Origin of the sequence: Marinomonas sp. IMCC 4694 (genome assembly GCF_008122525.1) — a bacterium.
Classification (GTDB): Bacteria; Pseudomonadota; Gammaproteobacteria; order Pseudomonadales; family Marinomonadaceae; genus Marinomonas.
In genome coordinates this window covers 820769-837809 of the sequence record NZ_VSRV01000001.1, presented here as the reverse complement: position 1 = coordinate 837809, position 17041 = coordinate 820769, and the positions used below count along the sequence as shown (strand labels likewise).

The following is a 17041-nucleotide window of genomic DNA, read 5'->3' as shown; positions in this document are numbered from 1 at the left end:
CACAACCTCATTAATACATTTAGGACAATTTGGGACAATTTGGGACAATTTACATTTTAGATAATACGGAATTTAAATAACCACCTTGAGCATTCATATTAGCTAAACGAGAATCTAAGCTCGCAAACTTAGATCGCAATGAATCCTCATATTTAACCATTCGTTCTTCGTACGCCTCTAATGTCCCCTCTGTACTATCTATCGACCGACGAACGGATTCCTTTAATGAATTTGTCATCCCAGTGGACCCGGTGTAACTCGATAACAGATCATCCAACGATTGCGCTAGGCCTTTTTCACCCGATATTAACGGCGCGATTTCGCTGTAGCCTTTTTTCATAGCGGCTTCAAATTTGTTGCTATTAAAGTCCAGAAAACCGTTATTATCCATTTTAACCCCGAGGTCAAAAATAGAGGTGAAGGTTCGAGTCGCTCCATGGCTCGTCATTATTTCTGTTGAGAGTGAGGACTGAAGGTTACGCACCATGCTGTTGCCACTGAGCACCGCGTCTTTACCTGAACTTTTCTGCAGCAAGCCAACTAGGTCATTATAAGAGGCGATAAAACCTTCGATGGTTTCTTGGACTGTTTTCTGATCAAAGCTAATGTCAACTTTGGTGCTTTTATCGGTTAACGCAAGGGCCTCTATAGACAAGCCAGCCACCGCGTCATCAAACGTGTTGGTTTGATTGCGAATTTGAATGCCGTCGACGGTAATAATCGCATCTTTTGCTTGCTCACCTAACGGGGTGTACATGCCAGCGAAAGCCCCTTCAGTCGACAAGCTGTTTAAACGGTTGGCCGAAGTTTGTGCAGAGGCGGCGTCTTGAGCATCAGCACTATCAGGCTCTGCTTTTTTTTCAACGGGTGGCGTAGGTGGCTTTTCATCGACAGGAATCTCACCGTCGTTAGCAAAATCAACGTCGTCGCCTTTTAAATCTAATGCGTCAATTTCTTCTGTTATGTCCTTGGGAGGCTCTTCAACGACGGGTTCTTCTTTAGCAACAACCGGTACATCATCAGGGACATAAGAGGTATTGATTATCTTGAGGGTATTACCCGCCCCCTGAATTGAAGATGTAGCGGTGAAAAATAAATGGCCATTGCCGTCGTCCACCAAGTTGGCAGACACGCCAAAATTGTCTTCTGATGTATTAATTTGAGAGCGTAATTCGGCAAGTGTTGTGCCGGCTTTTACATCGAGAGAAAATTCATTGTCGCCTGCTTTAAAAATTAACGTCGCCTCTTTTTCCGTAACGACATCTTCAGGCGAAGAAAAAAGGCCAGGGGCTGACATGACACGACTGCCTTTTGCTAACTGGTTTACATCAATCGCAAACGTTCCATTAGAAGCGGTATTATCGGTGGTTATTGAAACAACCTCTTCCCCTTCCTTTTGAGCAATATTTGCATCTCTACCTGTAAACAAGTCATCATCATTTAACGCTTTGACTGACGTTTTAAAAACATCAATTGCGGACCCTACTTGACCTAACGCCGACAACTCGGCTTCATAGCCGTCAATTTTGCCTTGGTAGAGTGACACTTTTGCGTCTTTTTGAGCGCTCACCATTTGTTTTACAAGGGACTCTAAATCTATACCAGACCCTGCACCTAATGAGCCAACCGACATACTTATCTCCTAACACGCCACATTATCTGTCTGATCAAACCTCGCTGTTGACCAAGGTTCCTCGAATATCACTGAGTTGACTCATAATAGCATCAATTCGCTCTGACATTTTCAGAAACTCTTCAGTGGGAATTTGACGAACCACATCCCCCGTTGATTGATCCAACACTTTGACGATATTTTGCGCTCGGTCTTCTGTCATCTCAAATGTTAAATGCACATTTAACTGAGACATTTTATTGTTCGCCGCTTCAATATCGGACGGTTCCACCTTTGCGGGCATATTCAAAAAATGCGTATTTCTATTGTCTTTGTCAGCACGACCGGCATCGGCTGTATTTTGCACCGTTCTCGCATGGCTTTGACGCAATGCCACAAAGTCTTCGCCCGCGCGCTGCTCAGGTTTCGACACATAACCTAGGCTTTGCTTAGAAAAATCCGAACCATTAATAGACATATCAAAGTCCCTCCACGTAGACAAAAGCCAGGGCGGTGCCCTAGCTTTTCGCTACCACGAATAGTTAGCCTAACAAAGACAAAGCTGTTTGAGGACGCTGGTTTGCTTGAGCCAATATAGATGAGCTGGCTTGTTGAAGAATTTGCGAGCTGGTCAACTTAGCCGTTTCTTCAGCAAAATCTGCATCTCGAATACGTGAGCGCGCTGACGATACGTTTTCAGTGATGTTGCTTAGGTTACTAATAGTAGAGCCAAAACGGTTTTGTACCGCACCCAACTCAGAACGCTTAGAGTCAACCGCCGCGATCATAGTATCTAACACGTCAATCATACTTTGCGCGTTGGCAACCGAGGACACAGAAGCACTAGTTGCACTAACTTGAGCTGTAGTAGAGCTGCTTGACAGACCAGACATGGTAAAACCGGCATTTCCTGCGTAGTCGATCGTGTTATTCATTCCACCATTGGTCAAATTAAAACTGATGGTTTGATTAGAATCCGCACCAACCTGGAAAACACCCGTGAAATTACCGTTTAATAGATTCTCACCACCGAAGGTGGTATCGGATGCGATACGGTTAATTTCAGTCGATAGCTGACTCACTTCTTGTTGAATCGCCGCACGATCTTTGTCTGAGTTAGAACCGTTTGCAGACTGAATAGACAAAGTACGCATACGTTGCAGCATGTTCGATGTTTCGTCTAAAGCACCTTCTGCCGTTTGTGTTAAAGAAATGGCATCGTTCGCGTTTCGAACGGATTGGTTTAAACCATTAACTTGAGACGTTAAACGGTTTGAAATAAGCAGACCCGCCGCATCATCAGAAGCGCTATTAATACGCAAACCAGAAGATAAACGCTCAAATGACGTATCCAACGACTTGGATGAACCCATCAACTGACGCTGTGCACTCAACGATGAAGTATTTGTATTTACATAAAGAGCCATTATAGCCTCCTAGATTTTGAAATCCTGCTAAAAGCAGATCGTAATAGGTTTTCGACACCTTCCTGAAAACCTTTAATTAATTACGGAACTTTATTTCCCTTACACGGAAAAAAAACACCGCACACACGGCAAAAATTTGCCTAACTGGTTGTTTTTAATTACTTTAAAACAACAAACTTCCATTTATACTTTTTTTACTTTGCGCTCACCTCTTTCACAAACGATGTAAATAGCCGATTAACCTATATCCCACGAGAAAGCCCAAAAACTCTGTTCAAGCAACCGCAAAAGGCGGCAAAAATACACCCTTAAAAAGCACAACGAGAGGCAATATTTAACCTCTATTTTTGATGTAATTACCCCCAAAAAATGCGTCAAAACATTAACAATCCGCCATTACCCTGCACCTTTTATTTTTTTGCACCACAGCACCTCTCGTGAATCCGAATTCAACCTGCGCAAGCATGAAAAAGCATCGCACAGCAAACATCAGCAGACGCTCAAAGCGCAAAATAGGACTCACTCAACACTCAACATTCAACATTCAACAGCGCAGGCAATATAAAGCCCTGTTACAAAAAAACAGGCCCATTCACTAAGCTTCTACCCACCAGCGAGCCAAATAAAAAATCACTATTCCAATCCTCTCTAACCATTGCGCATCACAATGGCTCAGGCATAACATAGGCACAAAGACGACAGCTAACCATTCGCCGGTCGAGCCAGTACGTTTCAATCAAGCTTCCTAATGACGGCTTTATTCGTTCACTTTCATAGGACGCCTTGAACCAACACTTTTGTCTTTCGCCCGCCACTACGAGCGGTACCCCTTCACGACAAAAGACTCTAATCACACCTAAACACGTGAAAGCCATAGGTAAAAAGCGACGACTTATCGCAACAGCACTGGTGCGTGATAACTGAACTCGGCTGTAAATAGGAGCGCCCCAGCTTAACCAGGCCTCTTCACAGCATTATGGTCAAAACAGTGCGCTCAAAACGCATTCGTCAAATCAGACTTACAACATGGCAGTGCTGGCAAACTGCGACACAACAAGGTCAGAGCCACACGCCAATCCTTACGCGAGCACTTACTTCTTTTTTGATGACCTTTGAGCCCGCAATCGCAACGGAAAAACACACGACTCAACACACTGCAAACCCTTTCGGTAAAATATAAAAATGCACTTCCACGTTATTTCAGACAAAAAAAAGCCGGGTGAAAAAATCACCCGGCAGCAAAGGCACCTCTAGGAGAGAGAAGTAACCTATATTCCGAGAAAAACTGGAATGACGTTTAAATAACGACTCAATCTAAGTCGCATTAAATTTTATTTCTCATTAGTTTCCTAATAGAGACAAAGCCGTTTGTGGGCGCTGATTCGCCTGAGCCAAAATAGTGCTACTTGCTTGCTGTAATATTTGCGCACTGGTCAGTGCCGCCGTTTCTTGTGCAAAGTCAGCATCACGAACACGAGCACGAGCAGCAGAAACGTTTTCAGACACGTTACTCAAGTTAGATATTGTCGAGCTAAATCGGTTTTGCACGGCACCCAATTCGGCACGCTTAGAATCCACCGCAGAAATCATGGTATCCAACACATCAATCATGCTTTGCGCATTGGCCACGTTCGAAACTGACGCAGTCGCCACACTAATTTGCGCTGTTATCGCGGAGTTTGCAGACAAACCGGAGACAGTAAAGCCGCCATTACCGGCATAATCCACTGAATTACTTATCCCACCAGACGCCAAAGTAAAGCTGATCGTTTGATTAGAGTCAGCGCCGACTTGAAACACACCATTAAATGTGCCATCTAACAGGTTAGCGCCACCAAAAGTGGTTGTTTCTGCGATTCTGTTGATTTCAGTGGACAACTGAGTCATCTCTTGCTGCAAGGCCACACGATCTTTTTCTGTGTTTGAACCATTTGCCGCTTGAATAGAAAGCGTTCTCATGCGTTGAAGCATATTGGTGGTTTCTTCAAGTGCGCCTTCTGCTGTCTGAGCCAAAGAAATACCATCATTTGCATTTCGTACAGACTGGTTCAAACCATTAATTTGCGATGTTAATCGATCAGAAATCTGAAGACCCGCCGCATCATCCGCCGCACTGTTGATACGGTAACCTGTGGATAGACGCTCAAAAGACGTATCTAAATCTCGTGCCGAACTCGACAAAGAACGCTGAGCGCTCAACGAGGAAACATTAGTATTGACATATAAAGACATTTTATTCTCTCCTAAAACAATTATTAACGAGACAACCTTTTGATTTAATTAGTTATTTGGTTTTTGTCTCTTATTTATCTTATCGACAACTCGATATAAATCTTTAATTTTTTGTTTTTAAACCGTTCATTTTTTATGAACACCCTTAAAAACGCTACAATCAGGTTATCGAACAAAAAGGAAAAAACTTTAAACATTAAAGTGAAAAATTTTATACAAAGACACAAAAGCACCTTAACCCAGAGAAGCTAGGTGCGATTTTGAGGTAGATAACGCGGGGATTTTAGAGAGAAAACCAGGAGGCGAGCTAAGAAACATGATCACTGAACAACAAGCCAAACGCTTGAGGATCGATTTCTTTTTGAATCGCTAAATTTGAAGACTTACCTAATTCAACGTCAGTTGAGGCAATAAATGCTTTGTTTGTCATACTGTAAACTTGCCGAATCAAAGCCGGCATAAGCTGGGTGTCGAGTGTTAAGACAAACCCAATGCGACCATTTGACAGAAGGACACAAGAGCCCACAGGAACAGGGCCTATACTTTTTAAAAACACCGACAATAACTGAGCATCGAACGCCGTGCCTGACTCTTTTTTCATTTGCCTACAGGCCTGAATAGGAACGATAGATTTTTTATGACTTTGTTCTGACGTCATCGCATCATACGCATCGATAATCGCGGCCATTTTTCCATACACGGATATTTCTTGGCCTTGCTTACCGATAGGATACCCTGTGCCATCTATTTTTTCGTGGTGGTCCACCAGCATGTGATGAACTATTTTGGGGACACCTTCACAGCGGCTTAATATTTGCTCACCAAATTGAATGTGTTTTCTAAATAGATCAAATTCACTGTCTGTCATTTTGGTGGATTTCATTATCATTGCAACAGGCAAACGAAAACGCCCTAAATCAAACAATAACGCTCCTAACGCTATGCCTTCTACGTACGCATTGGATAATTTTAACGCCTTAGCAAAATGAATTCCTAACACCGCCATACCAATGGAATGCGACCCCAAATAGGTGGAGGCATCCTTGATATTTCTAATCGCCATTAAGGAAAAATTATTTCGCGTATGAGACTCAATGAGTCGGTGACAAAATTTCATCAGCTCAAGCATATCAAGTGATTCACCCCGCTTAAACCGTTCAACTTGGTCTGACAGCAGTGTTTTACCATCTTGAAATAACTTTAGGGCAATTGTCGATTCATTGGCAAACGTGGTGGGAGTTAATTTTGTACTGGAGTTTTTTTTTGCGCCGTTTACTTTGGCGTCGGCTGAGGCGCTTTCCATCGCCTCAGCGCCAGCAACGTTAGTACCTGCAGCGTTAATGCCGGTGACACTATTAGTTTGATCATTTGGCTCTTTTTTTTGCGCAGTGCTCTCTGAGACCTCATTGCTTACCGCTTCCATACGCGCTTTGTAACTTTGAATGAATTCTCGTGTATGCTCGTTCAGCATTTCTCTGAAATAGCGAAAGAGGTTCTGCCCTTGCTTATTTTTTTGCCTCAACTCTTTGGTATTAAGTTCGGGGTTGAGCTTTTTGAGACTCTTGACAGAACGACCATTTGCAATAGAAAGGCATAAAATAAGAAAGCGCTCTTGCGCATCATACAGCCGCTCTTTTTTGGTATTTTGGAGCTTATCGTCGGAGAAATAAGGATCAAAAGGGAGAAAAACACTCTCTAGGGCTGGCGCGAGCAAGTCTAACAATACTTGGCGAATAGCCACCGCAACAATACGTTCATTTTCCCCATGTTTTTTGATTAAATTTTGCACACGATTATTACTAACCACGTCCTCTTTAACGCCCAATAGATCGAGTATTTCATAAATATCAAAATACCCGACATTAATCTCAGCCCCAAAACAGGATTCTATTTCAAACGCCGACATACTGATTCCTTACCCTGTGGCACATTACATTTTATTAAAAAGAGAGAGATTACTGATTCGGGTAAATACCTGCTGAGAGGCATTCAACGCCGATTCATTCATAGACAGCTCTGTCGCCGCTGCCGCAAGATCCAAACCGCCCACTCGATCTTGCGCAATTGTATTGGATAATTGATTCGCCGAACTGAAATCTTCCCTATCTCTTAGTGTGTTGAGCCTGGCACCGACAGATGACCGACCCTCGCCGACCTTAGTCTGAGCATTATTGATACTCTCAGTGGCACTAAAAAACGCCGCAGAGCGCTCTTCCTCAGTGGCATTTTTATTTCCTAACGTGACCAGGCTGTCATTAATCTCGTTTAACACGTTGTCTCGTTTTGGCTTGTCTAAAGAAACGCCGACACTGGCACCAGGCGCCCCTCTCAATAACAGCGACATGCCATTAAAATTAATCGGCTTACCCGTTGTATAGGACCCTGAAGACACCACGTCACCGGCACTGTTGGTGACACTAAAAACACCTGGCGTGCCATCAAAGGATTCTCTTCTTTTGGCATCGACCTCACTTTCCGAACCAATCAGCGATAAATCAACCGAAGGAAGCGTACCGTTTTCAGCACCTGTAGGCAGAGTGGTGATGACATACACATTACGTAACGGGTCCTGTGGATCATAGTGACGGTCCATAAACTGATCAAAATCACCCTGGTTTTTGACACTCGCTTTTAATGACACATCCCCTGCAATCACTTGGGAGCTAAAAGTTCGGTTGGTCCAAATGTCTTGAAACAATTTTTTGCCTGAATCTGTGATGGGTATTTTCATGTCTTCTGAGATTTGAGCGTATCTCACACTTTCATTTCCGGCCCATTGATATCGCCCCTGACCGTCCAATAAAAAAGGAGGACCCTGAGTGTCTGTGCCGGCAAAGATGTAGTTACCATCTGCACTTTTAGAATTCATCAGTTCCGCCATGGACTCTGTGATCAGTGTCACTTCTTGAATAATTGCATCGATATCATCTTGCGTGTTTATATGGTTTTGCGCTTGAATAAATAAGGTGCGAGCGTCATCCAATGAGTCATTTAGGCTGTCCAGTGCAACCTCTTGGTATTCCAAGCTGCTGGTTGCCATTTTTATCGATTCGTCAAACAGTTTTAAGCGATTATTGCTGCCCTCGTACATTAATAACTGGCTCGCCCCCACGGGGTTATCGCTAGGCTTTACAATGTCAGTTTGAGCTGCAATTTTCTCTTGCACCTTCATCATTTTTTCATTGGCTTGGCCGATCGCCCTGCTTGACTGACCATAAATTAAATTGTTCGTCACTCGCATGTAGTTACCTCATGATACCAAGCAGGGTTTCAAACGTCGTACGCGCTGCAGTGATAACCTGTGCAGAAGCAGAATAGGACTGCTGATATTTCATTAAATTTACGGCTTCTTCGTCGAGATTCACCGCAGACAATCGATCACGACGGTTTGTGCTGTCGTTCAAAACCACCTCACTCGATGCCGCATGGCCTTTTGCTTCTGCCGCTTCGACGCCAACATGAGCAATAAAACCAGCAAATGCTTTTGTTAAACTTGCCTTACCTTCAACCAAAGACTGGTTTTGTAAATTCATCAGTGCTAAGCCGTTCAAATTATCGGCCACGCCCACTTCGTCAGGGCTCATTGAAAATTCATCTCCCGCACGAGGGGTTGAAGAAATCGAAACATCAAACCCCGCTTTTATAGATAAACCCGCTTGCTCAAGTAAGTTATTGTATTGAAGAACATTATCGACCGCTGCAACGTCCGACCCAGACGAATCACGAACCACGTAAGAATTAGGCGATGTAAAGTAAATACTGTGTGGCGAACTCGGGTAAAGTGAACCATCGGCAGAAAAAGCGGAGGCATCGGGGCGGGTACTGGTAATCTCAGAGACAGATATTTTAGCGTTGGATAAATTACTGGAATGCGTGACGACACCGATAGGAGAACTCAAGGCGATATCGTCTCCATTTTTGGCAAAAAGGCCTAATTTTGACGCCGCGCCTTGCGTAGGAACAAAACGAAACACGTCGCCATTTTCAATGGCATTGAGATCGCTCAATTTAATATCTAAACCCAACGCGTCGAGTTTGTAATAACCATCACTGGTGAGCGCCGTCGCCGACGGATCAAGCAGCACGGGTTGTCCAACGGGCCGATTGTTAAGATCGTACCTATTGATGGAGAACATTTGATCATCAACCTTGACTAGCTCATAGGTGTCTTTGGTAATTTTTGCAGCTTCACCTTGAGATACCCGTACCTCCACGGCAGAGGATTTCCGCGCACTGTCAGAAGCGGTGTATACCTCTATGTTTGCCAGAGAGAAAATATCTTTCCCAAAATGACCGTTTGCATCTAACCCCTTTGCGTTTTGTGCGTTCATCGCGTCAGAAATAGCAATAGCACTCTGCCCCAACGTGCGATCGGCGTACGAACTAAATTCAGAACGGTAATCTACTAAACCGCCCACGCTGCCCCCTAACCCCTCCATTTTCAAGCCCACATTATGGTCACCAAAGTTAACCGCTAACTCGACTTGCTTAGGGTTTAGCTCATTTGGCCTTACAAACACCTCAGTCGGTGCGTTGTCCATCACTAGTGGCTGGCCATTAGACAAATGAATATTCATGAGACCTTTGTCGTTAAACTGTGTTTTGATGCTGAGAAATTCTGACAAATCTTTAGCTAGCTGCTCTTGCTGATCGCGTAGCTCATTCGCAGACGCAAAGGACGCCCCTTCTTCTCGTGAAATTTTGGCGTTTAAGTCTGAAATTTTGTCTGCAATGGCGTTCACTTCTGTTAAAGATGAGGAAATTTGCTCGTCCACTAAATCTTCTTGGCGCGTGACAATGCTGGACAAAGTTTTGTATTGATTGACGAGGTCTTTAAAGCTCGAATGGGCAAGTTCTCTTAATGACGAAGACGTAGGGTCATTATTGGCGGCCTGCAAAGCGCCAAACGCTTTATCTAAATAACCAGTTAAGGCCACATTTTGCTCTGACAGCAAGTTGTCAGAGGCCGTCATCATTGAATGAAGTGCGTCATAATACGCAAACTCGGACGTATCGGAACGCACCTGAGCGCTAACAAAATTATCAACCAGACGAAAAGTATCACGAAGAACAACGCCGCCTAATGCAGAACTCGCCGTATCGGTTCGTTGACGGCTGTAGCCTTCTGTATCCACATTGGATGTGTTCTGACTCGTCGTATTAATACGAGCATTACTGGACTGAAGCCCAGACAAACCAATTGAATATAAATTTGAGCTCATCGCTCACACCCCTAGTAGGTTTTTCATAAATCATGTTAAAACTGAATAATGGCTATCGGCAGAATATGCAAAAACTTTACCAATACTTACCATTAATCGACCAACCCCTCTACAAGCCTCGTATCCACTTACTCAATATAATACTGTCCATTTTCTGAGAGTAATTTGGATCGGTTGCGTAACCACTTTGCTGTAAAGAAGCGGCAAACATTGACGCGTCTTTACCCGCCTGAAGGGCTTCTTTGTAACGATCACTGGATGCTAAGAAATCGGCGTAGTCATCAAAACTGTGTGAAAACGAGTCATAAGCACGAAAAGCGGCTTTTTCTCGCTTTGCCACTCCGTCTCTAAACTCCAATGTATTCACCACAGCCCTATCGCCTTGCCATCGAGTGTCCGCTTTTATACCAAACACATTAAAACTGGCCGCGCCGTTTTCTTTGGCGATGGGGTATTTTCCCCAGCCTGTTTCTAGCGCAGCCTGCGCTAAAATTGCCTTCGGACTCACTCCTAATTTTTCTGCCGCTCGCTGGGCATAAGGCCAGAGGTTATCCACAAATTCATCTGGGGTGGCAAACACGACGGACAATGCCGACGGTGCCGCTATGTTTCCCGCCGCGGATACCCCATTCGTTGCAGCCATACTGGCTGCCTGCTCTGCACTTGGCTGAACGCTCCGCATAAATTCGGTTGAGGCGCGATGTGCCAAGGCTTGTATTCTAACCAGATCTTGTTTTGCGACTTGATTGAGGAAATCCGTATCACCACGCGCTTTTGCTTCAGGTGACCCAACACGGGATTGCTGTTGCGCCTGATACTGACGGATAAGCGCTTCCGACAAACCGATCCCGCCTGATTTCGCCATACTTTGCGACATCTGCGAGTCCATCATTTCTTGATATTGCTTTGTTTGCGCACTGGAAAAAAGCCCGCTACCAATGGCCTCATTTGTCGAGCGCATATTCTTTAGCAGCATATTGATGAATATAGACTCAAACTGTTGTGCAACTTCTTTGATCGCCGCGTCTGGGTTTTGGGCGGCTTTCGTTTTCAGATCGGTCAAGGTTGAAAAGTCAGCAAAGAAATCCTGCTTAGGCGGAATTGAATTCATGAGTCACCCTATATAACGACTAGGTCAGCGTTAATCGCACCAGCTTGCTTTAAGCCTTCTAATATGGCCATCACATCGCCGGGCGCCGCGCCCACCTGATTAACCGCACGAACAATATCGTTCAATGATGCACCAGGATCAAAAACAAACATTCGGCCACTGTTTGGCGCTATTTCAATACCTTCACGAGGGGAAATAATAGTCTGGCCGCCTGTGGTGGTGCCATCTTGCCCAACTACCGGCGGTATCTCTCTGATCGTGACGGTTAAGCTGCCATGGGTGATCGCTGCGGGGGAGACTTTAACGTGTTGACCAATGATGATCGTACCTGTACGGGAGTTCACCACGATGCGGGCGCGCTCTTGTGCTACTTCCACTTCTAGGTTTTCAAGAATAGACAGGTAAGTCACTCGCTGACTTGAATCTCTGGGTGCTGAGACGCGTATCGAGGTGGCATCTAATGTGGTCGCGACACCTGGACCCAAAAGATTGTTGATGGTGTCGGTAACTTGTCTTGCCGTGGTAAAATCAGGGCGGTTTAAGTTAAACGTCAAGGTATCGCCTGTATTAAAACTACTGGCGACCATGCGCTCGACACTCGCACCATTGGGTATACGTCCAACCGTCGGCACATTCACAGAGTTTCTTGAGCCGTCTGCTCCCATCCCACCCACCACAAGATTGCCTTGTGCAATGGCGTACACAGCACCATCAGCTCCTTTGAGGGTGGACAGCAACAACGTCCCGCCACGCAATGCACTCGCGTTGCCAATGGACGACGCCGTCACATCAATTTTCTGTCCTGGTTTAGAAAACGCAGGCAAGGTCGCTGTCAAAGAAACCGCGGCGACGTTTTTAGACGTTGCACTTACGCCATCTGGGAGGGTCACACCAAAACGCGACAACATGCTGGAGAAGCTCTGATTGGTAAACGGGGTGCTGTCACCTGTTCCATTCAAACCAATGACCAAACCGTAACCAAACAATTGGTTTTCTCGAACGCCTTGAACGCTCGCGATATCTTTAAGACGCTCAGCTTGAACAGCCAACGACAAGAAAGATAAGACGACGAATGTTATGAGTTTCATTACATTACCCTTTGAGGAAGCAAAGCCCTCGATTAGTCGATGATTTGATTAGTAAGGCATATTGCTGGAATTCAGCAAGCGACTTACCCAACCTTGTTCGCTGCCTGCCGCCACATCCCCAGTCCCAGAGTAGGTAATCCTGGCGTCGGCGACGCGCTCAGAATCGACGGTATTGTTTGGAGAAATATCTTGCTTACGAACCACCCCAGAAAAACGAATGTATTCGTCACCTTGATTTAGACGTAACCACTTTTCACCCCGAACCGCTAACTGACCGTTTGGATACGCTTTGTAAACGGTGACTGAAATGGTGCCGTTTAAACTGTTATTTTGATTCGCGGATGCGTTGCCTGAAAAGTCCGTACCTTGTTGTGGAAGTATTGTATCGACCTTGAGCTCTTGTCCTAACACCGTGGGGTTGTCGATCGTGGCCGATGACGACTTTGACACCGTGGCCGCATTGGCTTTTGTCGATGTCGTTGTTTCGTTCAAATTAATGGTTAAAATATCACCCACTTTGCTGGCTTTTTGGTCGCCAAAAAACACGTCTCCCATACTGGCCTGATAAATACCGCCTGTTGGCGCCTGAGAGGGTGACATGCCATTCGGGTAGACAGGAGCGTAATACGGATCATCAGACTGAATTGATTGGCTAAAACTGGGGCCATTAAGCGGATCATTTGGGTCCGGTACATAGCCTTTTCTGGGTTCGTCAACCGGTGCTGTTTCCTCTGGCGGGGTTTCATTGCCTGCTGCGGCATCGATCACGGCGTCCGTTGCGGCCGCCGCCACACCAGCCGCGGCAGCTTCTGCAACCGCTTGCGCGTTAATGTCCCAAGAAAGGCAGCCCGAAAGGCAAGCACTCAACACGATGGCAATCGCCATTTTAATTTTTATCATAGTTAGCTCACCAAGTTATAACTGCTGTATTGCAAAACTCATCATCCCATCCGCCGAGGCGATGACTTTTGAATTCATTTCGTACGCTCTTTGCGTTGTGATCATATTCACCAATTCTTCAATCGAGTTTACGTTGGACGCTTCCAACATGCCTTGGGCGATCCGGCCCAGGGAATCGGTTCCGGGCACCCCGACCAATGGCGGTCCACTGGCATTGGTTTCAGTGTAAAGATTTTGTCCGGCGGCGTTTAGTCCTGTGGGGTTAATGAAGCCAGCAATGTTGATGGTTCCAACCTGCTGCGCATCAGCGTCGGAAGTTTTGCGAACCGACACGACCCCATCTTCTGATATCAAAATATCGACAGCATCACGATCAATTTGAATACCCGGTTCAACAACCAACCCGCCTGATGTAACAATTTGACCTTGGCTATTCAACTGCAGACTGCCATCACGCGTATAAGCAATCGTGCCATCCGGCTGCAACACCTGCAAAAAGCCTTTACCTTGTATGGCAATGTCAAGCTGTCTGTCCGTCATGTTGTAATCGCCGTTGGAGAAATCTTTCTGTGTTGCTCCAACTTTGACACCCGTACCTAACTGCAACCCAGATGGCAATTCTGCATTTTGAGCACTTAACCCACCCGGCGCACGTACCGCTTTGTACATAAGATCTTCAAATACCGCACGATCTTTTTTAAACGCCGTGGTAGAGACGTTCGCCAAGTTGTTGGCAACGACGTTTAACTGCTTATCCATCGCACTTAAACCGGTTTTACTGACCCACAATGCCGAATTCATAAAAGCCTCTCGTTTGATCCAATTATTTGTTAACTGTGCCTAGCCTGTTGGCTAGGTGGCACGCTGTAATATCCGAGCAGAGGAGTCCGCGTTATCTCGTAGGGTGTCCATCATTTTTACGTTCATTTCAAAACGACGCGCAAGGTTCATAACGTGCGTCATTTCTTCGACAGCATTGACGTTACTTCCCTCGATAAAACCACTGACTAATTGCACATTAGGGTCTGCAGCGAACGTTTGACCATCACGTGAATGCAATAGACCATCTTCTTCTTTACGCACATTCTGTTTATCTGGGTTGACTAACTTAATCTGATTCAAAACAGCGACCTCGTTGGCGGCGCCACCTTGAGGGACGATTGAGATTGAACCATCCGCTGTGATATTGATGTTACTAGAAGGTGGCAAAAAAATGGGCCCTGCTGTGCCAACCACCGGCAACCCTCGGCCTGTTACTAATTGACCTGCTGCATTAATTTGCAAATCGCCAGCGCGTGTATAGGCCTCTTGACCAGCTTCATCATAGACAGCTATAAAACCGTCGCCTGCTACAGCCACATCTAAATTTCGACCGGTTTGTATCATGTCACCTTGGGCAAACCGTGTTCCTGGGTTCTCAGTCATCGCGTAAACACGGCTTGGATGATGCTCTCCATAGACAGGCATGGCACGAGCTTGCTCGAAATCTGAACGAAAACCCGTTGTGCTTACGTTGGCTAAGTTGTTAGCGTGTATTGTCTGAGCGTTCATGGTTTGTACACCGCCGCTCATGGCTAAATATAAGGCCTTATCCACTTACCTTCTCCTAGAAGAATATCCATAACCATTTAAATTCACTTGACGGTTATCCTTCAAGAATCATACCAACTAATAACATCTAAAAAATGCAAAAAAAAACCGGGATAGCAAGGCCAACCCGGTATCAAAATGGACTGTATTTAAGACGTTATCGAAGATTGATAATTGTCTGTGTCACTGTGTTTTCTGTCTCTAACGTCTTGCTGTTAGCCTGATAATTACGTTGTGCCTCAATAAGAGCAACCAATTCAGACGTAAGATCGACGTTCGACTCTTCTAACGCCCCACCCGCAATTTTACCCAAAGTGCCGGAGTTCGGTCGTCCAATATCGGCTGGCCCGGACGTTTTACTTGCGAGCCATGCAGTATGACCATTCGGCACCAAGCCGCTGGTACTGTCGAATGTGGCTAAAGCCAACTGGCCAAGTGTTGCCGTTTGTTGGTTGGTGTAATTCGCAACCAGCAAACCTTCGCTGTCAAAAGAAACCCCTTGCAACTCACCCGCCGAGAAACCATCTTGCTCAAAAGAGTCTGTGTTGGCGATAGCAAACTGCGTTGATCCAGCAAGATCAAGAGGCGCAATTTGACTTCTATTGGTCGGATCCAGCCCTCTCACCTCTAGCGTAATAGGTTGCTCTACCCCTAATGGAGGAATCCCTCGATAGGTACCCATTAGATTCCCAGCCGCATCGAACATCACTGAAGTGTTTTTTTCTAAATAACGCGTTTCCTCACCGCTCATCGGATCAATGAATGTTTCTTCACCATCCATCGTGACACGCATCTCGTAAGTATTATTTTCACCCTGTTTAATAAAATAATACCCTAGAGTATGTGACTCACCGAGCGAGTCGTAAATGGTTCTGGTATTACCGTATGAGTAAGAGTCAGGATTCAGCGGGCTAAAGGCGTCACGCCCAGAAATACGAGCATCACGCACCTCGGTTGGTGCCAATGTCGATGTAATGGCCACTCCTCCTAACGTGCCACCCAGCGCTAATGGCGTTTTCGTACCGGTCGCGACGTCAACCGCATTAGGCACTGTAGCGCCAATGTACAACAATTCGTAGGGCTGCTCTTCAATACCATCTCCATTATAATCCGTACCACCTTCGGCCGAATTATAAGTCGCGTAGGTGTCACCTAAGAACTTAGCACCAGTGTCATCGGTAACGTTACCATCGACGGTAGCATACACCTTATAAGTGTTTGGCAAATCACTTTTCGCATAATAATACGTCACGATATGAGACACACCATTTGCGTCCTGAACACCTTGAGTCTGAGTAAAGTTATATGTATCAGGATCAGTAGGGTCAAAGTCCACGTTCATAACAGGAGGAACATCTTCGGTTTTAGAGTCTAAGTTTATGGTTAGACTTATATTCGCCGTTGCTTCAGGGGGAATACGCTCAGTAGGAATCTTAAGGTCTTCTAAGTTACCACCAACCACGCCGTCTACGGCATTAAACCCCTGAACGTTATTACCTGAGCTGGTCACCAAAAAGCCATTTTCATCTAATTTGAAATTGCCTGCTCGAGTATATGAATTTGTCACACCCGCATCCACGACAAAGAAACCACCGCCATCAATAGCCAGATCAAGGTTGCTGTCGGTATAAGATAGGGTACCTGCCGAAAACGCCTGCGAAACACCACTCACACTCACACCGGAACCAATACTATTACCACTGCCTGCGCCGAGCACACTGGTATTGTAAAGATCATCAAATTCGATACGAGATTTTTTAAAACCTGTTGTATCAGAGTTAGCGATATTATTACCCGTAACACTTAAAAAATCGGCAGAGGCTTTAATGCCAGACAGCGCTGTATTGAATCCCATAATA

The 17041-nt window shown here is 45.4% G+C and carries 13 protein-coding genes; all 13 read right to left on the bottom strand.

Annotated elements, in window-relative coordinates; translation table 11 throughout:
* Nucleotides 1-49: 49 nt before the first annotated feature.
* The 13 genes from fliD to FXV75_RS03790 all read right to left on the bottom strand — a co-directional run bounded on the left by fliD (nucleotide 50) and on the right by FXV75_RS03790 (nucleotide 17037).
* Nucleotides 50-1633 carry a flagellar filament capping protein FliD gene (gene fliD, locus FXV75_RS03850; protein WP_148831260.1) on the bottom strand — a complete coding sequence of 528 codons (1584 nt, stop codon included), beginning with the start codon at nucleotides 1631-1633 and terminating at the stop codon, nucleotides 50-52.
* A gap of 34 nt (nucleotides 1634-1667) precedes the next feature.
* Nucleotides 1668-2090, bottom strand: coding sequence for a flagellar protein FlaG (locus FXV75_RS03845; protein ID WP_148831259.1), 423 nt, complete (start codon nucleotides 2088-2090; stop codon nucleotides 1668-1670).
* 64 nt (nucleotides 2091-2154) lie between these two features.
* A complete protein-coding gene (locus tag FXV75_RS03840) occupies nucleotides 2155-3039 on the bottom strand; it encodes a flagellin (RefSeq protein WP_148831258.1) in 885 nt (294 codons plus the stop codon).
* Between the two features lie 1341 nt (nucleotides 3040-4380).
* On the bottom strand, nucleotides 4381-5271 hold the full coding sequence (locus tag FXV75_RS03835; RefSeq protein WP_148831257.1) for a flagellin: 891 nt from the start codon (nucleotides 5269-5271) through the stop codon (nucleotides 4381-4383).
* A gap of 307 nt (nucleotides 5272-5578) precedes the next feature.
* Entirely contained in the window at nucleotides 5579-7177 is a 1599-nt protein-coding gene (locus tag FXV75_RS03830) for an HD-GYP domain-containing protein (RefSeq protein WP_148831256.1), read from the bottom strand.
* Nucleotides 7178-7201: 24 nt separating this feature from the next.
* A complete protein-coding gene (gene flgL, locus FXV75_RS03825) occupies nucleotides 7202-8512 on the bottom strand; it encodes a flagellar hook-associated protein FlgL (protein ID WP_148831255.1) in 1311 nt (436 codons plus the stop codon).
* A gap of 4 nt (nucleotides 8513-8516) precedes the next feature.
* Nucleotides 8517-10493, bottom strand: coding sequence for a flagellar hook-associated protein FlgK (gene flgK / locus FXV75_RS03820; RefSeq protein ID WP_148831254.1), 1977 nt, complete (start codon nucleotides 10491-10493; stop codon nucleotides 8517-8519).
* 109 nt (nucleotides 10494-10602) lie between these two features.
* Nucleotides 10603-11604, bottom strand: a complete 1002-nt coding sequence (gene flgJ, locus FXV75_RS03815; RefSeq protein ID WP_148831253.1) for a flagellar assembly peptidoglycan hydrolase FlgJ — start codon at nucleotides 11602-11604, stop codon at nucleotides 10603-10605.
* A gap of 8 nt (nucleotides 11605-11612) precedes the next feature.
* Nucleotides 11613-12692 (bottom strand): flagellar basal body P-ring protein FlgI, encoded by a 1080-nt coding sequence (locus FXV75_RS03810; RefSeq protein ID WP_148831252.1) that lies wholly within the window; start codon nucleotides 12690-12692, stop codon nucleotides 11613-11615.
* A gap of 48 nt (nucleotides 12693-12740) precedes the next feature.
* Nucleotides 12741-13592, bottom strand: a complete 852-nt coding sequence (locus FXV75_RS03805; protein ID WP_148831251.1) for a flagellar basal body L-ring protein FlgH — start codon at nucleotides 13590-13592, stop codon at nucleotides 12741-12743.
* A 15-nt stretch (nucleotides 13593-13607) separates the two neighbouring features.
* The gene (gene flgG / locus FXV75_RS03800) at nucleotides 13608-14393 is read right to left on the bottom strand and encodes a flagellar basal-body rod protein FlgG (RefSeq protein WP_148831250.1); all 786 of its coding nucleotides are present in this window, start codon (nucleotides 14391-14393) and stop codon (nucleotides 13608-13610) included.
* A 51-nt stretch (nucleotides 14394-14444) separates the two neighbouring features.
* Nucleotides 14445-15188 carry a flagellar basal-body rod protein FlgF gene (flgF, locus tag FXV75_RS03795; RefSeq protein WP_148831249.1) on the bottom strand — a complete coding sequence of 248 codons (744 nt, stop codon included), beginning with the start codon at nucleotides 15186-15188 and terminating at the stop codon, nucleotides 14445-14447.
* 151 nt (nucleotides 15189-15339) lie between these two features.
* Nucleotides 15340-17037, bottom strand: coding sequence for a flagellar hook-basal body complex protein (locus FXV75_RS03790; RefSeq protein WP_148831248.1), 1698 nt, complete (start codon nucleotides 17035-17037; stop codon nucleotides 15340-15342).
* Nucleotides 17038-17041: the final 4 nt, after the last annotated feature.